This window comes from Bradyrhizobium sp. WSM3983 (assembly GCF_000473045.1).
Taxonomy (GTDB): Bacteria; Pseudomonadota; Alphaproteobacteria; order Rhizobiales; family Xanthobacteraceae; genus Bradyrhizobium.
This window is the reverse complement of sequence record NZ_AXAY01000002.1, coordinates 30439-50417: the sequence shown is the minus strand read 5'-3', so window position 1 is coordinate 50417 and position 19979 is coordinate 30439. Positions and strand designations below refer to the sequence as shown.

Annotated in this window: 14 protein-coding genes; 8 read left to right on the top strand and 6 right to left on the bottom strand. The window is 63.4% G+C overall.

What is annotated here, in order from left to right; genetic code table 11:
• Positions 1-67: 67 nt before the first annotated feature.
• The 4 genes from YUA_RS0103085 to YUA_RS49755 all read right to left on the bottom strand — a co-directional run bounded on the left by YUA_RS0103085 (position 68) and on the right by YUA_RS49755 (position 5575).
• Complete coding sequence (locus YUA_RS0103085; protein WP_027529335.1) at positions 68-1603, bottom strand: SpoVR family protein; 1536 nt, start codon at positions 1601-1603, stop codon at positions 68-70.
• Positions 1600-2877 (bottom strand): YeaH/YhbH family protein, encoded by a 1278-nt coding sequence (locus YUA_RS0103080; RefSeq protein ID WP_027529334.1) that lies wholly within the window; start codon positions 2875-2877, stop codon positions 1600-1602. Before YUA_RS0103080 ends, YUA_RS0103085 begins: the two co-directional genes overlap by 4 nt.
• Positions 2878-2896: 19 nt before the next feature.
• Entirely contained in the window at positions 2897-4840 is a 1944-nt protein-coding gene (locus YUA_RS0103075) for a PrkA family serine protein kinase (RefSeq protein WP_027529333.1), read from the bottom strand.
• A gap of 285 nt (positions 4841-5125) precedes the next feature.
• Positions 5126-5575 carry a hypothetical protein gene (locus tag YUA_RS49755; RefSeq protein WP_156947042.1) on the bottom strand — a complete coding sequence of 150 codons (450 nt, stop codon included), beginning with the start codon at positions 5573-5575 and terminating at the stop codon, positions 5126-5128.
• 211 nt (positions 5576-5786) lie between these two features.
• On the opposite strand from YUA_RS49755, the gene YUA_RS0103065 reads away from it, so the two are divergent.
• From YUA_RS0103065 to YUA_RS0103035, 7 genes are read left to right on the top strand one after another with little or no spacing between them, the layout of a single operon-like run.
• Entirely contained in the window at positions 5787-8636 is a 2850-nt protein-coding gene (locus YUA_RS0103065; RefSeq protein WP_027529331.1) for a bifunctional transaldolase/phosoglucose isomerase, read from the top strand.
• A gap of 13 nt (positions 8637-8649) precedes the next feature.
• On the top strand, positions 8650-9648 hold the full coding sequence (gene gnd / locus YUA_RS0103060) for a phosphogluconate dehydrogenase (NAD(+)-dependent, decarboxylating) (RefSeq protein WP_027529330.1): 999 nt from the start codon (positions 8650-8652) through the stop codon (positions 9646-9648).
• A gap of 40 nt (positions 9649-9688) precedes the next feature.
• Positions 9689-11200 (top strand): glucose-6-phosphate dehydrogenase, encoded by a 1512-nt coding sequence (gene zwf / locus YUA_RS0103055; RefSeq protein WP_027529329.1) that lies wholly within the window; start codon positions 9689-9691, stop codon positions 11198-11200.
• Positions 11200-11949 (top strand): 6-phosphogluconolactonase, encoded by a 750-nt coding sequence (gene pgl / locus YUA_RS0103050; protein ID WP_027529328.1) that lies wholly within the window; start codon positions 11200-11202, stop codon positions 11947-11949. Before zwf ends, pgl begins: the two co-directional genes overlap by 1 nt.
• Positions 11936-12493 carry a gluconokinase gene (locus tag YUA_RS43390; protein ID WP_051383086.1) on the top strand — a complete coding sequence of 186 codons (558 nt, stop codon included), beginning with the start codon at positions 11936-11938 and terminating at the stop codon, positions 12491-12493. Before pgl ends, YUA_RS43390 begins: the two co-directional genes overlap by 14 nt.
• Positions 12490-13302, top strand: a complete 813-nt coding sequence (locus YUA_RS0103040; RefSeq protein ID WP_027529327.1) for a Cof-type HAD-IIB family hydrolase — start codon at positions 12490-12492, stop codon at positions 13300-13302. Before YUA_RS43390 ends, YUA_RS0103040 begins: the two co-directional genes overlap by 4 nt.
• A 25-nt stretch (positions 13303-13327) precedes the next feature.
• Positions 13328-14005: a phytanoyl-CoA dioxygenase family protein gene (locus tag YUA_RS0103035; RefSeq protein WP_027529326.1), complete on the top strand. Its 678-nt coding sequence runs from the start codon at positions 13328-13330 to the stop codon at positions 14003-14005.
• A 12-nt stretch (positions 14006-14017) separates the two neighbouring features.
• Here YUA_RS0103035 and YUA_RS0103030 read toward each other — a convergent pair whose 3' ends face one another.
• Complete coding sequence (locus tag YUA_RS0103030) at positions 14018-15817, bottom strand: glycoside hydrolase family 15 protein (protein WP_027529325.1); 1800 nt, start codon at positions 15815-15817, stop codon at positions 14018-14020.
• Between the two features lie 45 nt (positions 15818-15862).
• Positions 15863-17824: a 4-alpha-glucanotransferase gene (malQ, locus tag YUA_RS0103025; RefSeq protein WP_027529324.1), complete on the bottom strand. Its 1962-nt coding sequence runs from the start codon at positions 17822-17824 to the stop codon at positions 15863-15865.
• A gap of 205 nt (positions 17825-18029) precedes the next feature.
• Between malQ and YUA_RS0103020 the strand changes: the two genes are divergently transcribed.
• Positions 18030-19976, top strand: a complete 1947-nt coding sequence (locus YUA_RS0103020) for a maltotransferase domain-containing protein (RefSeq protein WP_027529323.1) — start codon at positions 18030-18032, stop codon at positions 19974-19976.
• Positions 19977-19979: the final 3 nt, after the last annotated feature.

Here is a 19979-nt window from a genome sequence, read left to right as displayed (position 1 = left end):
CCAACCCTCCCCCGCAAGCGGGGGAGGGAGGGCACCTCCGTTGGGGCGTTATAGTTGCCCGGTGGCGTCAGGCCGCCGCCGGGATCGGACGCGGGCTCACGACGTATTCGCGCAGCACCTTGTCGTTGGAATCGACCTCGATCAGCGCGACGTCGTAGGTCCAGAGATCGGCGAGATGCTGGAGCACGCGCTTGGCATCGGTCTCGTTGAGCTGCGAGCCCTTGATGACGCGGTGATGCAGGATCAGCCGGCGGTCGCCGGAGAGATCGACGTCGACCACCTCGATATTGGCGTCGATGAAGCCGACATCGTGCTGCCGCGCCAGCTCGCGGCGAACCCGTCGGAAGCCGCGCTCGTCGTGGATGGCGTCGACCCTGATGCCGGCGCGCTCCTCGGGATCGTCGTGCAGATGGAACATGCGGAAGTGCCGCATCAGCTTCGGGCTCAGGAACTGGCCGATGAAGCTCTCGTCGCGGTAGTTGGCCCAGACGTCACGCAGCACGCCCATCACGTCGTTCTTGCCGGCGATGTCCGGGAACCATTCGCGGTCCTCGTCCGACGGACTGGTGACGATGCGCTCGATGTCCTGCATCATGGCAAAGCCCAGCGCATAGGGGTTGAAGCCCGAGAAACGCTGATCGTCGAATTCGGGCTGGAACACCACATTGGTGTGCGATCCCAAAAATTCGAGGAAGTTGCCGTCGGTGATGCGGCCCTGCTGATGCAGCTGGGTCATGATGCGATAGTGGACGTAGGTCGCCGTCCCCTCGTTCATCACCTTGGTCTGGCTCTGCGGATAGAAATACTGCGCGATGTGACGGACGATGCGCAAGAGCTCGCGCTGCCAGGGCGCCAGCCTCGGCGCGCTCTTCTCCAGGAAGTAGAGCAGGTTCTCCTGCGGCAGACCGAGCAGCTTGCGGCGCCGTTCGAGGGAGATCGCGGACCGGGTCTTCGAGGCGCCCTTGGGCACGGTGCGCCAGAGGTCGTTGAAGACCTCCTCCTCGTGCCGGCGGCGGCGCCCCGCCCGCTTCTCCTCCTCGCGCAGATCGAGCTTCTTCTTGCCGGGATAGCGGTCGATGCCGTGCGACATCAGCGCATGCGCGGCATCCAGCGTGCGCTCGACCTCGATGCGGCCATAGCGCTCTTCGCACTGCATGACGTAGTTCTTGGCGAAGTCCAGATAGTCCAGAATGCCCTCGGCATCGGTCCACTGCTTGAACAGATAATTGTTCTTGAAGAAGTGGTTGTGGCCGAAGGCGGCATGCGCGATCACCAGCGTCTGCATCGTCGCCGTGTTCTCCTCCATGAGGTAGGAGATGCAGGGTGAAGAGTTGATCACGATCTCATAGGCGAGGCCCATCAGGCCCTTGCGGTACGACGCCTCGTGATACGCAAAATGCTTGCCGAACGACCAGTGCTTGTAGAACAGCGGCATCCCGACGGACGAATAGGCATCCAGCATCTGCTCGGCGGTGATGACTTCGATCTGGTTCGGATAGACGTCGAGCCCGAGATCCTTCAGCGCCACCTCCTCGCAGGCATCGGTGATGCGCTGCAAGGTGTGGAAATCCCAATCGGCGCCTTCGAACAAGCGTTCCGTCATGGAGCGGCTTTCTCCTGGGCAGCTTCGCGGCGCTGGAACAGGTCGTGGAACACCGGAAAGATCTCGCTGCGCTCGCTGACCTTGCGCATCGAGAGCGATGCGCCGCTGTTGCGCAGGCGATCGTAAAGGGTCCAGAGCGAGGAATCGGAGAGATCGAAGGCGCTGCCGCCTGCTTCCCCGACCTCGAGATAGGCGAAGAACTGGCAGACCGGCAGGATTTTTTCGGTCAGCAGCAGTCCGGTGAGCTCGCCGTCGGAATAGGAATTGTCACCATCGGAGGCCTGGGCTGCGTAGATATTCCAGTCCGACGGATTGAAGCGCTCGCGCACGATCTCGTGCATCGCCTGCAGCGCGCTGGAGACCAGCGTGCCGCCGGAGGCCGGGCCGTAGAAAAAGGTCTGCTCGTCGACCTCCTCGGCGCGATCAGTGTGGCGGATGAACACGATCTCGACATGCTTGTAGCGTCGCTTCAGGAACACGTAGAGCAGCATGTAGAAGCGTTTCGCCAGATCCTTCATATGTTCGGACATCGAACCCGACACGTCCATCAGGCAGAACATCACGGCCTGCGCCACCGGCCGCGGCACCTTCTCGTAGCGGCGATAGCGGATGTCGAGCGGATCGATGAAGGGAATGCGCTTGGTCTTCGCCTTCAGCTTCTCGAGCTGGGCGAGGAGCACCAAACGCTCGTCCTCATCGGTGCAGGCGGCGATCGCGGCTTCCAGCTCCTCGATCTCGTCCTTGCTGGGACGCTTGAGCGCGATGCGGCGGGCGAGCGCGAGCTTGACCGTGCGGCTGACCGAAATGTTGGCGGGTGAGCCTGACGTGGTGTAGCCGGCGCGCTGGATGCCTTCGCTCTCGGTCTGCGCGATCTTGCGCTTGGCGAGATCGGGCAGCTCGAGATCATCGAGGAAGAGGTCGACGAACTCGTCGCGGCTCAGCACGAAGCGGAAGGCGTCCTCGCTGTCGCCTTCGCCCGGACCGGAATCCTTGGCGCTGCCCTGGCCGGAGCGCTGCAGATAGTCGCCCTCGATGAACTTCTTGTTGCCGGGCAGCACCATGTCCCGTGTTCCGCCTTCACGGCGGAACCGCGGCTCGTGCATTCCGTCCAGCGGTATCGTGACCTCACCACCCTCCAGGACGTCCTTGATGTCGCGTTCCTGCGAGGTCTTCTTGACGGCGCCCTGCACCAGGGATTTGGCCCGACGCAAGAACCGCTGGCGGTTCTCAAGACTCTTGCCGCCTGGATTCAGGCGCCTGTCAATAATGTGAATGGCCACTTTCTCATCCGCCTCAACCGGCTTGCTTCACGCGCATGTACCATTCGACCAGTCGGCGAACCTGACGCTCGGTGTAGCCGCGCTCTACCATGCGTGCGACGAACTCGCCGTGCTTCTTCTCGGTCTCGCCGTCCTTCTTCGACCCGAACGAGATGACCGGAAGCAGGTCCTCGACCTGAGAGAATATCCGCTTTTCGATCACATCGCGAATCTTCTCGTAGGAGGTCCAGGTCGGATTCTTGCCGCCGTTCTGGGCCCGAGAGCGTAACGAGAATTTGACCACCTCGTTCCGGAAGTCCTTGGGGTTGGCGATGCCGGCCGGCTTCTCGATTTTCGTCAATTCCTGGTTCAACAGTTCGCGATCCAGCAACTGGCCGGTGTCGGGATCCTTGAAGTCCTGGTCCTCGATCCAGGCGTCGGCATAATCGACGTAACGGTCGAACAGGTTTTGGCCGTAATCCGAATAGGATTCGAGATAGGCCTTCTGGATCTCGTTGCCGATGAACTCGGCGTAGCGCGGTGCGAGGTCCGCCTTGATGAACTCCATGTAGCGCTTCTCGACTTCCTCCGGCAGCTGCTCGCGCTTGATCGACTGCTCGAGCGCGTACATCAGGTGCACCGCATCGGCGGCGACCTCCTGTGGATCGTGGTTGAAGGTCGCAGCCAGGATCTTGAAGGCGAAGCGGGTGGAGACGCCATCCATGCCTTCGTCGACGCCGGCGGCATCGCGATATTCCTGGACGCTGCGCGCCTTCGGATCGGATTCCTTCAGGCTCTCGCCGTCATAGACCCGCATCTTGCCGAACAGCGTCGAGTTCTCGTGCTTGCGCAGCCGCGACATGACCGAAAACCGCGCCAGCGTCTCCAGGGTCGAGGGTGCGCACGGTGCTGCCGCAAGCTCCGAGCCCTGGATCAGCTTTTCGTAGATCTTCTGCTCCTCGGTGGCCCGCAGGCAGTACGGCACCTTGATGACGCAGATGCGGTCGATGAAGGCTTCGTTGTTCTTGTTCGACTTGAAGCTCGCCCACTCCGCTTCGTTGGAGTGCGCAAGAATGACGCCGGTGAACGGAATCGCGCCGATATTTTCGGTGCCGATGTAGTTGCCTTCCTGCGTTGCGGTCAGCAACGGATGCAGCATCTTGATCGGCGCCTTGAACATCTCGACGAATTCGAGGATGCCCTGGTTGGCGCGGTTGAGACCGCCGGAATAGCTATACGCATCGGGGTCGTTCTGCGCGTAGGTCTCGAGCTTGCGGATGTCGACCTTGCCGACCAGCGATGAGATGTCCTGGTTGTTTTCGTCACCAGGCTCGGTCTTGGAAACCGCGATCTGGCGCAGCCGCGACGGCTGGAGTTTTGCGACACGAAACTGAGAAATGTCGCCGCCGAAGGCCTCGAGCCGCTTGTAGCACCACGGGCTCATCAAGCCGGTGAGGCGCCGGCGCGGAATGCCGTACTTCTCTTCCAGCATCGGCCCGAGGTGATCGGGATCGAACAGGCTGAGCGGGCTCTCGAACACGGGCGAGAGTTCATCGCCGGCCTTGAGCACGTAGATCGGCTGCACTTCCATCAGCGACTTCAGCCGCTCGGCGAGCGAGGATTTGCCGCCGCCGACCGGGCCGAGCAGGTAGAGGATCTGCTTGCGCTCTTCGAGCCCTTGCGCCGCATGGCGGAAGAAACCGACGATGCGCTCGATGGTCTCTTCCATGCCGTAGAAGCCGGCGAAGGCCGGATAGGTGCGGATGGTGCGGTTCAAAAAAATACGGCCAAGGCGTGGGTCCTTGGCCGTGTCAATCGTCTGGGGCTCACCAATCGCTGCTAGTAGTCGTTCGGCCGAATTCGCGTATTTCATGGGATCGCTTCGACACGATTCCAGGTACTCCGCCATCGACATGTCGTGCTGGCTCCTCGCCTCGAACGACTTAGCGAAAGCGTTGAATAGAGAATCGTTGTACATGATCCCTCTCCGCGTGAGTTCCGCTACAAGCTGAAACGAAAGCAGTTACTGGACCGTTCCTCAGGCCGCTTCTCGAATCAGCGTGAGCACATGACGATCATTGGACACCCGGGTGCCGACACGACGCAACGCACAAGGTAGGCACTCTGTGAATTACGAACAGGCACTTGCCTGTAATTTGTGCGAATCTATATGTATCTTCGCTCATTTCCAGAAATTGTCACTCGCTCGCAACATCCGGGCAATTCCGGGGACAAGTCCTTCCGGCACTGCAACATAGGGCGATCAGCGAGCGGCAAACTTATGACGCTCATAGGGCAATGCCTTGCGCGCGCGTTCATCTTCCTGCTGCAATGCGGTGCTGCATGCAGCATGACGGTCGCGGCAAGCGCGCAGCGATGTATCAAAATCGGTCGCACCCCCTCCGAATGGATAGATTCGTTCTGCGTGGCGGCTCGGATGCAAAAGAGCAGCCGCGTCTGACTTGACAGCAAAGCTTGCGCTCGGCCGCGTCATCGCGAAGCGCGCCGCGACCCAGCCGCATGACACCTTGACCGATGTCGAGATCATGGAATGTATCGATGCAGTCGGCCGGCGCGTTCGATTGCCGGCGATCGGTGACGGCAAGAGCAACGCCATCAAGACGTGCATGCATGCTTTCCCCCAGCATGGCCATTCGCGACCAATGACGATCAGACGGATCGATAACCGCTGACGACGCTCGACCTCACGCAACAAGACCTCGGCCGAACCATCCCGGCCAAATTATTATTACGCAAAAGCACGATTGCCGCCTGGATCGCCATGATCGCGACGGAGTTACCTTGGGAGAATGACGCCAATACCCTTGATTGGTTCCCTCCCGGGAGCATGTGAGCTAAAGGATAGCGCGTCAGGACCGGCGCGGAAACCCCCTCCGCCCGCAGGCTTGGAGATAAAAAGCATCATGAATCCCGTCAAAGAACTGGAAAAGCACGGACAGGCCGTCTGGCTGGACTTCCTCGCCCGCGGCTTCATCGCCAAGGGCGACCTGAAGCGGCTGATCGACACCGACGGCGTCAAGGGCGTCACCTCCAACCCGTCGATCTTCGAGAAGGCGATCGCCAGCTCGGATGAATACGACGCCCCGATCGGCAAGGCGCTGAAGCGCGGCGACCGGACCGTGGCCGATCTGTTCGAGGCGGTCGCCGTCGAGGACATCCAGAACGCCGCCGACGTGCTGCGTCCGGTCTATGACCGGCTCAAGGGTCATGACGGCTATGTCAGCCTCGAGGTCTCGCCCTATCTGGCGATGGACACTGCCGGCACTGTCGCCGAGGCGCGGCGGCTCTGGAAGGACGTCAATCGCAAGAACCTGATGGTGAAGGTGCCGGCGACGCGGGAAGGCCTGCCTGCGATCGAGCAGCTCACCGGCGACGGCATCAGCATCAACATCACGCTGTTGTTCTCGAAGGCGGTCTATCTGGAGGTCGCCGAGGCCTATCTCGCCGGTCTCGAAAAATACGTCACCGGCGGCGGCGATCCGTCGCATGTCTCGAGCGTGGCGAGCTTCTTCGTCAGCCGCATCGATTCGATGGTCGACAAGCAGCTCGACGAGAAGATCGCACGCGCCAACGATCCATCCGAGAAGGAGCGGCTTGCCGCACTCAAGGGCAAGGTCGCGATCGCCAACGCCAAGGTCGCCTACCAGGATTACAAGCGCCTGTTCTCAGGTCCCCGCTGGGACAAGCTCGCCGCCAAGGGTGCCAAGCCGCAGCGCATGCTGTGGGCCTCGACCGGCACCAAGAACAAGGACTACAGCGACGTTCTCTATGTCGAGGAGCTGATCGGCCCTAACACCATCAACACCGTGCCGCCGGCGACGCTGGATGCGTTCCGCGACCACGGCAAGCTGCGCGACAGCCTTGAAGAAAGCGTCGATGACGCGCACCGGGTTCTGGAAGAGCTGGAGCGCTCCGGGGTCTCGCTCGACGCGATCACCGCGGAGCTCGTCAAGGACGGCGTCAAGCAGTTCGCCGACGCCGCCGACAAGCTTTACGGCGCGGTCGCGCACAAGCGCGCAACGGTGCTCGGGCCGGCGATCGACCGCCAACAGCTCTCGCTCGGCGACGGCCTCGGCAAGGCCGTGGCCAAGAGCACCGAGGAATGGCGCGCTTCGGCCAAGATCCGCAGGCTGTGGCAGCGCGACAAGTCGGTCTGGACCGGGACGGACGAGGACAAATGGCTCGGCTGGCTCGATAGCGCGGCCAAAGCCGACGTCGCCGACTATGAGGACTATGCCAACCGCGTGAAGGGCCAGAAATTCTCCGACGCCGTCGTGCTCGGCATGGGCGGATCGAGCCTCGGGCCCGAGGTGCTGGCCGAGACCTTTGCGCGGAAGCCGGGCTTCCCGAAGCTGCACGTGCTGGATTCCACCGACCCGGCAGAGGTGCGGGCGATGGAGGCCAGGATCGATATCGCCAACACCGTGTTCATCGTGTCGAGCAAGTCCGGCGGCACCACCGAGCCGAACGCGATGAAGGACTATTTCCATGAGCGCGTGGCGCAGGCCCTCGGCCCGAAGGCCAAGACCGGCTTCCGCTTCATCGCTGTGACCGATCCCGGCTCCTCGCTGGAGAAGGCGGCGAAGAGCCTCAACTACGCCCGCATCTTCCATGGCGAGCCGTCGATCGGCGGTCGCTATTCGGTGCTGTCGCCGTTCGGCCTGGTGCCGGCGGCCACCGCCGGCATCGACGTCAAAACCCTCATCAAACATGCACTCTCGATGGCGCGCTCGTGCGGACCGGACGTGCCACCAGCTGAGAACCCTGGCGTGCAGCTCGGCCTCGCCATGGGCCTCGCCGGCCTCGAAGGCCGCGACAAGGTGACGATCCTGTCGTCGAAGAAGATCGCCGATTTCGGCGCCTGGGCCGAGCAGCTCATCGCGGAATCGACCGGCAAGGAGGGCAAGGGACTAATCCCGATCGCCGGCGAGCCGCTGGGCGAGTCCTCGCTCTATGGCAACGACCGCTTCTTCATCGACATCCGCACCGAAGGCGAAACCGACGCCGCACACGACTCGGCGCTCGCCGGGATCGAGGCCGCCGGCCATCCGGTGGTGCGCATCGTGATGAAGTCGATCGACCATCTCGGCCAGGAATTCTTCCGCTTCGAGATGGCGACGGCGGTCGCGGGCTCGATCCTTGGCATCAATCCGTTCGACCAGCCCGATGTCGAAGCGGCCAAGATCAAGACCCGCGAGCTGACGTCGGCCTACGAGAAGACCGGCGCGCTGCCGGCCGAAGAGCCCGTGGTCAGCACCGCGGAGTTCGACCTTTACACCAACGACACCAACGCCGCCGCGTTGCGCACGATGGGAGCCAATGGCGACCTCACCTCCTGGCTCAAGGCACATATCACGCGCTCGCGGCGCGGCGACTATTTTGCCCTGCTCGGCTATATCGCGCGCGACAAGTCCACGATCGAGGCGCTGCAGCAGATGCGGACGGCCGTGCTCGAGAAACGGCATCTGGCAACCGCTGCCGAATTTGGCCCGCGCTTCCTGCACTCCACGGGGCAGGCCTACAAGGGCGGGCCCGACAGCGGCGTGTTCCTCCAGATCACCGCCGACGATGCCAAGGATCTGGCAGTGCCGGGCCAAAAGGCGAGTTTTGGCGTGATCAAGGCGGCGCAGGCGCGCGGAGACTTTGACGTGCTCACCGAGCGCGGCCGGCGCGCGCTTCGGGTGCACCTGAAGGGTCCGCTGAAGAAAGGTCTCGCGGCGCTCAACGCCGCGCTCACTGACGCGCTGAATTAAGAGGAATATCTCAATGCAACTCGGCATGATCGGCCTCGGCCGGATGGGCGGCAACATCGTTCGCCGGCTGATGCGCCACGGCCATTCGACCGTGGTCTATGACAAGGACGCCAATGCCGTCGCCGGTCTCGCCGCGGATGGCGCAGTCGGCTCGGCGACACTCGAAGAGTTCATCTCGAAACTGGAGCGGCCGCGCACGGCCTGGGTGATGCTGCCGGCAGGCCGCATTACCGAGCAGACGATCGACACGATCGCGGTCGTGATGCAGGAAGGCGACGTCATCATCGACGGCGGCAACACCTTCTGGCAGGACGACGTCCGCCGCGGCAAGGCGCTGAAGGCGCGCGGCATCCACTATGTCGACGTCGGCACCTCAGGCGGCGTCTGGGGTCTCGACCGCGGCTATTGCATGATGATCGGCGGCGAGAAGCCGGTGGTTGATCGGCTCGATCCGATCTTCGCGGCACTGGCGCCCGGCGCCGGCGACATTCCGCGCACCGAGGGACGCGACGGACGCGATCCCCGGATCGAGCAGGGCTACATTCATGCAGGCCCGGTCGGCGCGGGCCATTTCGTCAAGATGATCCACAACGGCATCGAATACGGCCTGATGCAAGCCTATGCCGAAGGGTTCGACATTCTCAAGAACGCCAATATCGATGCGCTGCCGACCGATCATCGGTTTGATTTCAATCTCCCCGATATCGCCGAGGTGTGGCGGCGCGGCTCGGTGATCCCGTCCTGGCTGCTCGACCTCACCTCGACCGCGCTCGCCGATAATCCGACGCTGTCGGAATATTCCGGCTTCGTGGAAGATTCCGGCGAAGGCCGCTGGACAGTGAATGCGGCAATCGACGAGGCCGTGCCGGCCGAAGTCTTGACCGCGGCGCTGTACGCACGTTTCCGTTCCCGCAAGGAACACACCTTCGCCGAAAAAATTCTCTCCGCGATGCGCGCGGGGTTCGGCGGCCACAGGGAGCCGAAGCAGCCGGACGCTTCGAAGCCCAAATAAAAAGCCCAAGTAAGAATCAACAAACGAAGGTCAATCGTTCGTGACAAAAGACCCGCAAGCCAAGCGCAAGCCGGAAAATTGCGCCTTCGTCATTTTCGGCGTCACCGGCGACCTCACCCATCGCCTGGTGATGCCGTCTCTGTACAATCTGGCCGCCGAGCACCTGTTGCCGGAAAAATTCTGCGTCGTCGGCGTGGCCCGCAAGGGCCAGTCCGATGACGAACTGCGCGACAGCCTGTTGAAGGGCCTGAAGCAATTCGCGACGCGGCCCGTGGACGACGATATCGCCGAGAGGCTGCTGCAATGTCTCACCTTCGTCGAGGCCGATCCGAAGGACCCGCCGTCCTTCGATCGCTTGCGCGAGCATCTGGATTCGCTGGAATGCGCGCAGGACACCGGCGGCAATCGCCTGTTCTATCTGGCAACCCCTCCCGCCGCGTTTGCACCGACCGCACGCGAGCTCGGCCGCACCGGCATGATGAAGGAGAACGGCGCCTGGCGGCGGCTGGTGATCGAAAAGCCGTTCGGCACCGACCTCGCCTCGGCCAAGGCGCTGAATGCCGAGCTGCTGAAGATCATGACGGAGCACCAGATCTACCGGATCGATCACTATCTCGGCAAGGAGACGGTACAGAACATCCTGGTGCTGCGCTTTGCCAACGGCATGTTCGAGCCGATCTGGAATCGCAACCACATCGACCACATCCAGATCACGGTGGAGGAGAAGCTCGGCGTCGGCCATCGCGGCGGTTTCTACGACGCCACCGGCGCGCTGCGCGACATGGTGCCGAACCATCTGTTCCAGCTGATGTCACTGGTCGCGATGGAGCCGCCCGCGCGCTTCGACGCGCATTCCGTCCGCTCCGAGAAGGCCGAGGTACTCACCTCGATCCAGCAGCCGAACCAGGAGGAAGCGCTGAGAAACTCGGTGCGCGCGCAATATCTCGCGGGCCGGATCGGCGACGACGAGATCACTGACTATCGCAAGACCGAGGACGTCAAGGCGGGCAGCACCACCGAGACCTTTGTCGCGCTGAAGCTGATGATCGACAATTGGCGCTGGGCCGGCGTGCCGTTCTATCTACGTACCGGCAAGGCGCTGGGCCACAAGCGCACGGAAGTCGCGATCAAGTTCAAGCAGGCGCCGCTGTCGATGTTCTCGGGCACCGACGTCGATCGCTTGTCGCAAAACTTCCTGACCATCGGCATCGCGCCGACCGAGACGATCGAGCTTCAGTTCAACGCCAAGATCCCGGGACCGAGCATCACCATCGACGGCGTCGAGATGAAGTTCAAGTACGGGGACTATTTCCGGGCCGATCCCTCGACCGGCTACGAGACGCTGATCTACGACTGCATGATCGGCGACAACATCCTGTTCCAGCGCGCCGACGGCATCGAGGCCGGATGGCAGGCGGTGCAGCCTTTCCTGGATGCCTGGAAGAGTGCAGGCACCAACGGCATCGAGACCTACCCCGCCGGCAGCGACGGCCCGGGCTGCGCCGATGAGCTGCTGCGGCGCGATGGGCGCAGCTGGCGGAAGTTTTCGTGATGGCAGCGGCCGGAGAGCCGAAGCTGATCGTCGTCGCCGACACTGAGGCCCTGGCGCAGGCTGCGGCCAAACGGGTGATGGCCCGGATTGAGGCCAATCCCGACCGCATTGCGATCTGCCTCACCGGCGGCTCGAGCCCGAAGAAGCTCTATCAGCTCCTCGGCAGCGACGCCTGGCGCAGCAAAATCCCGTGGGATCGCGTGCACTGGTTCATCGGCGACGAGCGCTTTGTCCCCGAGAGCGATGCCCTCAACAACACGGCCGTCGCGCGCGCGACCTTCCTCGATCGCAACGCGCCCGCCGGCCATATCCACCCGATTCCAACCACGATTGAAAATCCGGACCGAAGCGCCGAGGCCTATGCGCACGAACTGCAGGCGTTCTACGGATCTGAAAACCTCGATCCGGCGCGACCGCTGTTTGATCTCGTTCTGATGGGCGCGGGCCCTGATGGACACACCGCCTCGCTGTTTCCCGGCTATCCGGCCATCGAGGAGAGCGCGCGCTGGGTCGTCGGCGTCCCCAACGCCAATGTGGCCCCCTTTGTGCCGCGGGTTTCGCTGACGCTCCCCGCACTGGCGTCCTGCCACGAAATGCTGTTCGAGATCGCTGGGCATGACAAGCAGCCGATCTTGACGCGCCTCCTCAATGGCGAGACTTTGCCGGCTGTACGCGCGCGCTCGAATGGTGAGACCGTCTGGCTGGTCGACCAGGCCGCGCTTCCGGAGGGAATTCGTGGCGGGCGTTAAAGCACCTTGTGCGCTGATCGTGATGGGCGTGTCGGGCTCGGGCAAGAGCACAGTTGCGGAACTACTCGGCAAGCGGCTCGGCTGGCGCTTCGAGGACGGCGACAGTTTCCACCCCGCGAGCAATGTCGAGAAGATGAAGGCCGGCCATCCGCTCACCGACGAGGACCGCTGGCCCTGGCTCAACGCCATCGCCGACGAGATTGCGCGGGTCTGCGGCAAGGGCGGGCACGTCATCATCGCCTGTTCGGCGCTCAAGCACACCTATCGCGACGTGCTGCTGCGCGGACGCGACGACGTGCGCTTCGTATTCCTGAAGGGTACGCAGGAGCTGATCGCCGACCGGCTCGCGCATCGCAAGGGCCATTTCATGCCGCCCGGGCTGCTCACCAGCCAGTTCAACACGCTGGAGCCGCCGGAGGCGAGCGAGCACGTCATCACCGCGTCGATCGACGAGACCGTCGAGGCGATCGTCGACGGCATCGTGCGGCAGCTGAAATTCGACGGCGGGACAAGCAAGGCCAAGGAAACCAAGGCTCAGCCATGACGAAAATCTCATTGGTCGTCTCCGACGTCGACGGCACGCTGCTCACCAAGGACAAGACGCTGACGGACCGCGCGAGGTCCGCGGTACAGAAGCTGCACCAGGCTGGCATCGGCTTCACCATCACCTCCAGTCGCCCCGCGATTGGCATGCGCTTCCTGATCGAGCCGCTGGCGCTTTGGCTGCCGGTCGGCCCGTTCAACGGCTCATCGATCGTCGATCCCGAGATGAATCCGGTCGAGCAGCATTTGCTCCCGAAAAGCGCGGCCGAGCGGTCGATTCAGATCCTCCGTGAATTCGGCGCCGACGTCTGGCTCTTTACGTACGACAAATGGCTGATCGATAACCCGAACGGCGGCTACGTCGCGCATGAGCAGCACACGATCCGCTCCGAACCAACTGTTGTAGGAGACTTTTTGCCGTATCTCGCCAGCGCCTGCAAAATCGTCGGCGCGAGCGCAGATGCCGCAGGCCTGGAGCGTTGCGAGAAAGCGATGCAGGAGGCGCTCGGCAGCCAGGCGACCGCGGTGCGCTCGCAGACCTATTATCTCGACATCACCCCGCCCGGCTTCGACAAGGGCACGTTCGTGCAGGCCATGGCCAAGCGTTTGGGCATTTCCGCCGACGCAGTCGCCACCATCGGCGACATGCAGAACGACCTCGCCATGTTCCGCGTCAGCGGCGTCTCGATCGCCATGGGCAACGCCACCGACAACGTCAAGGACCAGGCCACCAACGTCACCGCGACCAACGAGCAGGACGGTTTTGCGGAAGCGATGGAAATGATCCTGAAGCGGAACGGGGTTGGTTGAGCGATTGGCCTATCGGTGCGCGACCTTGGGAATTGAACAGCTAACTTTTCTAGCCGATGGCGCGCAGCTGTTCCGCCAGGCGCTGACCTTAGATCAATTGCACCAGCTCAAGGCAATCCTGCCCCATTTGCCGCCCGATCACGCAGGGCTGAGGCTCCGAGGCATCGAGGGCCTTGCGCCCTTCTTAGCCGCGAGCGGGCATGTCGGAAGCCGCGCAGCGTCGGTGCTTGGCGAAGCTTGTCGTCCGGTCAGGGCCATCCTCTTCGACAAGACCCAAGCAATGAACTGGGCCCTGGGCTGGCACCAGGATCGCACCATCGCCGTGAAGGAGCGCATCTCCGTCGATGGTTTCGAGACCTGGAGCGTCAAGAACGGCATGCAGCACGTCGAGCCGCCCTTTACGTTGCTCTCGGGCATGGTGACGTTGCGGGTTCATATCGATCCGGTCCCGGCAAGCAATGCGCCGCTGCTGGTCGCGCCTGGGTCGCATGAACTTGGGCGGATTGCCGAGGAGGACGTAAAGGACGTTGTCCGCCGGTGCGGCACGGTCGCATGTCTGGCCGATCGCGGCGACATCTGGCTCTATGCGACGCCAATTCTCCATGCATCGGATGCCGCTGACGCTCCGATGCATCGCCGCGTCCTGCAGGTGGACTTTGCCGTCAGCGAACTCCCCGGCGGCCTGGAGTGGCTCGGGGTCTAAAAAAGGCCGTCACTACTTCGACCGCTGCATCGCGGGCTTCTCGCTCGCGTGCCGGGCCGCCGAGAGATTATGCGCGGTGTTGATCAGCGCGATGTGGGTCAGCGCTTGCGGGAAGTTGCCGGTCTGGCGGCGTGCGACGGGATCGTATTCCTCGGCCAATAGCCCGACATCGTTCGCAAGTCCCGCAACGCGGTCGAACAGCTCTTGCGCCTTGTCGAGATTGCCCGCCAGCACATGGGCGTCGGCCAGCCACAGCGTGCAGGCCAGGAACGCGCCCTCGATCGGCTGCTCTTCCTCAGAGACCTCGCGCGGATCGTGCCGCAGCACGAAACCGTCGCGCATCATGTATTTCCCGACGGCCGCGATGGAGCCGCGGATGCGGGGATCCGACGCCGGCAGGAAGCCGACAGCCGGCAGCAGCAGCAGGCTGGCGTCGAGCAGCTTCGACCCGTAGGACTCGACGAAGGTATTCTCCTCCGCGTCAAAGCCGCTGTGGCAGACGTCGCGATGAATGGCGTCGCGTAGCGCGCGCCAATGCAGGAGCGGCGCCTTGAAACCGAAGGTCTCGGCGCTCTTGATGCCACGGTCGAAGGCGACCCAGGTCATGACCTTGGAGAAGACGTAGTGCCGGGGCTGGCCGCGCCGCTCCCAGATGCCGTGATCGGGCTGGTCCCAGACCTCGGCGAGATGGTTGAGCACGTTGCATTCCAGCGCCCAGGTCTCGTCGTCGAGCTTCAGCTTGGCCATGCGCGACTGATGGAAGGCGTCGATCAATTCGCCGTAGACGTCGAGCTGGAGCTGCGCGTGCGCGGCATTGCCGATGCGCACCGGCTGCGCGCCCTCGTAGCCATCGAGCCAGCCCGCCTCCCATTCCAGCAATCGCCGCTGGCCCCAGATGCCGTACATGATCTGCATGCTCGACGGAGAACCGGCGGCCGCGCGCAAGAGCCAATTGTGCCAGGCCGAGGCTTCCTCGGTATAGCCGGAATTCATCAGCGCCAGCAGCGTGAAGGTGGCGTCGCGCAGCCAGCAGAAGCGGTAGTCCCAATTCCTGGCACCGCCGAGCTTTTCCGGCAATGAGGTGGTGGGCGCGGCGACGATGCCGCCTGTGGGCTCGAACGTCAGCGCCTTCAACGTGATCAGCGAGCGCAGGATGAGATCGTGGTACTCGTCGTCGCGCGTGCAATGGCTGCACCATTCCTTCCAGAATGTCTCGGTCTCCTGGAGCGCGATCTCCGGATCGATCGGCTCGGGCGGGTCGAGATGCGAGGGGCCGTAGGTCAGCACGAAGGGCACGGTCTCCCCCGCCCTCACCTCGAAGTCGGAAACCGTGGTCATGTCCTCGCCGCGGGTCTTGGCCGGCGTCCTCAGAACCGTCATGTCCTGGCCGGCGATCGCCAGCAGCGAATGGTCGATCCGGCGCACCCAGGGAATGTCGACGCCGAAGCCGAAGCGGATCACGAGCTCCATCCGCATCTTCACCGAGCCCGTGAGACCGCGCACCAGCCGCACGATGTCGGAGGCCTTGCCGCGCGGCGGCATGAAGTCGACCAGCGCGACGGTGCCGCTCTTGGTTTCAAAACGCGTTTCGAGGATGAGGGTATTGCCGAGATAGCGGCGCGACGTGGCGGTGATGTCCTCGCTCGGCGCAACCAGCCAGCGGCCGTTCTTGCGCGTGCCGAGGATGGCGGCAAAGCAGGCGTCGGAATCGAAGGCCGGCCAGCACAGCCAGTCGATCGAGCCGTTGCGCCCGACCAGCGCCGCGGTCTCGCAATCGCCGATCAACGCATAATCCTCGATCTTCTGAGACAATGTCGTGCGAGCCTTGGTCGTACAAGCCTTGGAAATCCCGGCTGATCAACTCCCGCCAGTCAGCGAACGTTCCCGCGTCGCGGCCTTCAAGGCCGCGAGATCGATCTTGGCGGCGATCTTGTCGAGCGCAACGGGCAGGCGCTGGCGCCAATTCGGATGCTCATCGATCGTGCCGGGAATGTTTGGCTGGTCGATCACGCCGAGCAAATCCTCCATCGACACCGCAAGCAGCCGCGACGGCGTGCGCGACAGGAAGCCGAGCACTGAATAGAGATCGTTGGCGGTGATGCCGTTCTGACGCAGGATCTCATCGAGCGCGCCGAGCGCGCGCCAGCGCGCCTGGTCGTCCTCTCCGGGATCGAGCCCGAGCGACTGCTTCATCCTGAGATCGCTGAACGAGCGCCATCCCGCATAGGTGCAGAGATCGTGCGTGTTCAGCGTCACCAGTGCGTTCGGCCGGTAGTGGTCGGTGTTGCGGAAATGACCGGCATCGTCCCGCTCGAACATCATGACGAGGTACGACCAGATGCCGAAATCCTGCATGGTCTCGCGAAAACCTTCCGGCACGGTGCCGAGGTCTTCGCCGATCACGATGCATTTGTGTGTGACGCTTTCGCGCACGACCGCGGCCAGCAGCGCCTCGAGCGGCATCTGCACATAGGCGCCGTTGTCGGGCTTGAAGCCGCGCGGCACCAGATAGAGCCGCTTCAGTCCCAGCACGTGATCGAGCCGGATCGCGCCGGCGTGCCGCATCGAGGCGGCCACCATGTCGGCGAACGGCACGAAGGATTGCGCCTCCAGGCCGCCCGCGTTGAAGCCAGCGAGGCCCCAGTCCTGCCCAACGGTGTTGAGCACGTCGGGCGGCGCGCCGACCGCAAGGTGGCGCGAGATCGCCATCTGCTCGTTCCAGGCATCAAAACCGTTGGACTGCACGCCGACGGCGACGTCGAGATAGAGCCCCACGCGCATGCCAAGCTCGGCGGACAGCGCCTTGGCGGCGCCCAATTGCGCATCAGCCGTCCATTGCACGAATTCGACGAACTCGACCTCGCGGCTATCAGGACCCTTGCGCAAGGTGGCGCATTTGGCATCGTCCGGTTGCCGCCATTCCATCGGCCATTCCCACCATGGCGTTGTGAAACGATGCCGCAGCACCTCGAAGCAGGCGAAGCGCGACAGCAGCGGCCCCCGGTCGGCGCGGAAGGCATCAAACTGGTTGCGGCGGACACCGCTCGCGGTTTTCACGAAACTGTCAAAGGCGGCGCGCAGACCCAGCCATTTCAGCGCCGCCATATCGGCATAAGGGACACGATCGCCTTCGCGCAGCCGCGCGGCGGTCGCGACCGCGTCCGGGATGAAGTCCGCTGAAAATTCGGGGACGGCCTCGACGTCGATATAGAGCGGATTGAGAAACAGCCGGCTGTTCGGCGAATAGGGGCTGCAGTCGGCCGGATGATTGTCGAACAGAACGTGAAGCGGATTGAGTCCGACGCCATCGGCTCCCAGTTGCTTTGCGAGCCTGAGCAGGCCGGCCAGATCGGTGAAATCGCCGATGCCCCAATTGCGGTCCGAGCGAACGCTGTAGAGCTGCACGGCGAGCAGCCAGCCGCGGTCGAAATCACCACCAAAAGCCCGCTCGGGTGCCACGATCATGGGCACCTCTTCCGACACGCCTGCGGCATCAGTCAGCGTCAGCCGGTGATAACCAAGCGGGAGGCCGGCGGGCCAGGCGATCACGGGTTCGCGCGTCTCGCCCTGCGCAATCACATTGCCGTTGCCCCTGATTTTCCATTGCAGCGGCGCGGTGCCGATGGCCGCGAGCTCCGTGCGCGGATTGCCCAGCGCGCGAACCACGACAGGCCCGCTGACGAAGCGGTAGACCCGCTTCTCCGGCAGGGCATCGAGGATGGATTTGAGCGCCTCGGGTGCGGTGACCCGCAGCTTTCCGAGGGCATCTGTGAATTCGGATTGAACGCCCTTGATCCGGGCTTGAGCTAAAAGGTCCATTCGGCACGCAGCTTGCAGGCCATCAATCGGCCCGGGGGCATCGATTTTAGTGAGGTCGCGGAAGAGGTTAGTCGGGCTTAACTCACAAACCGCGCCTGCCGTTCCCAGGGGAACCAATGACACACAAGCGGCTTTCTATATAGGTATCAAGCGTAGGTTCCCGACAAGGGAAACGGGCTCCTGCTTTCTTGTCAATGGCATCACCGTGAACAAGACAATTCAAACTGTCGAGAGTGCCGCTGCCGGCAGCGCTTTCCTGATCGAAGACGTCTATCCGTCGATCGATGGCGGTCGCTTTGCCGTGAAGCGGATCGCCGGCGAACGGGTCGAGGTCTGGGCCGACATCTATCGCGATGGCGACGCCACAATCGGCGCCGCGCTGATCTGGCGCGGCGAGCAGGACCGGGAATGGCGGCGCGAGAGCATGACCCATCATAGCGACGACCGCTGGTCCGGCACGTTCGTGCCGGCCGAGTCCGGCCAATATGTCTATGCCATCGAAGCCTGGACCGACGAATTCGCCACTTGGCGTCACGGGGTCGAGCGCAAGCAGCTGTCCGGCAGCGACGTCACGCTCGATGCCATCGAGGGTGCGGGCCTGCTGACCAAGGCGCATGGCGCGCGGCAGGACGCCGCGGCCGTCATTGTCAGGCAATGCGAGGACTATCTTCAAAGCGGCGATGTCGCCTCGCTGTTGGCAACCGATCTCGGTGAGGCCATGGCCGAGAGCCAGTCCCGGCCTGACCTCACCCGCTCGCCGCCCTTCCCGCTGATCATCGACCGCGACAAGGCCCGCTTCGGTGCCTGGTATCAGATGATGCCACGCAGCCAGAGCCGGGTTGCCGGCCGGCACGGCACGCTGCGCGACTGCATCGCGCGCGTGCCCGATATCGCCGCGATGGGTTTTGACGTGCTCTACTTCACGCCGATCCACCCGATCGGCCAGACCCACCGCAAGGGCCGCAACAATGCGCCGGTGGCGACCGAGGGCGAGCCCGGCTCGCCCTACGCGATCGGCGCGGCCGAGGGCGGGCACGATGCGGTGCATCCCGAGCTCGGCACCGTCGAGGATTTTCGCGCGCTGGTCGCGACCTGCCTCGAATACGGCCTCGAGCTCGCGCTCGATTTCGCCGTGCAATGCTCGCCGGATCATCCCTGGCTGACGCAGCACCCGGAATGGTTCAAATGGCGGCCCGACCGCTCGGTGCGGACGGCGGATGGTCCCTATTCGGATATCGTCATCCCCGATTTCGCCTCCGTCGACCGGGTCGGGCTGTGGAATGCATTCCGCGACGCCATGCTGTTCTGGATCGACCATGGCGTGACCATTTTCGCGATCGACAATCACGACACCGCGCCGCCGCCGTTCTGGGAGTGGCTGATCCGCGACATTCGTCTGCGGCATCCCGAGGTGATCCTGTTCTCCAAGACGTTTGCACGGCCGAAGCTGATGAAGGGTCTCGCCAAGCTCGGTTTTTCGCAGTCCTTCACCTATTTCCCATGGCGCACGGCGAAGTGGGAGCTGGAGCAATATCTGGGTGAGCTCACGCGCTATCCCGAACGGGACTTCTATCGTCCGAATCTGTTCGTCAACACGCCGGACCTGCTGCCCTATCATCTCCAGAGCGGCGAGGCCTGGGCCTTCAAGTCGCGCGTCGCGCTGGCCGCAATGCTGTCGGGCAATTACGGCCTCTACAGCGGGTTCGAACTGCTCGAGCACGAGGCCATCCCCGGCCACGAAGAATATCAGGATTCCGAGAAGTACCAGATCCGCCAGCGCGACTGGGACAAGCCTGGCAACATCAAGCCCTACATCACCGCGCTCAACCGCATCCGCAACGACAACGCGGCGCTGCAGCAGACGACCAATTTGCGCTTCCTCGGCATCGAGGACGGCGAGACCATCGCCTTCGCCAAGGAGGCGGCTGAACCGGCCAACACTGTCGTCGCCGCCATCGCCCTCTCGCGCCATGTGCGCGAATTCTGGTTGCTGCTCGGCGACCTCACCATCGGCGTCGGCGGCGAACGCCGCCACGTCACCGCCCTCGAAAATCTCATGACAGGCGAACAGTCCCGCATCGAATGGGGCGGAGTCAGGTTGCGCATCGATCCTGACCGCGATCCGGCGCTGCTATTCCGCTGTCTGGCGTAAGGA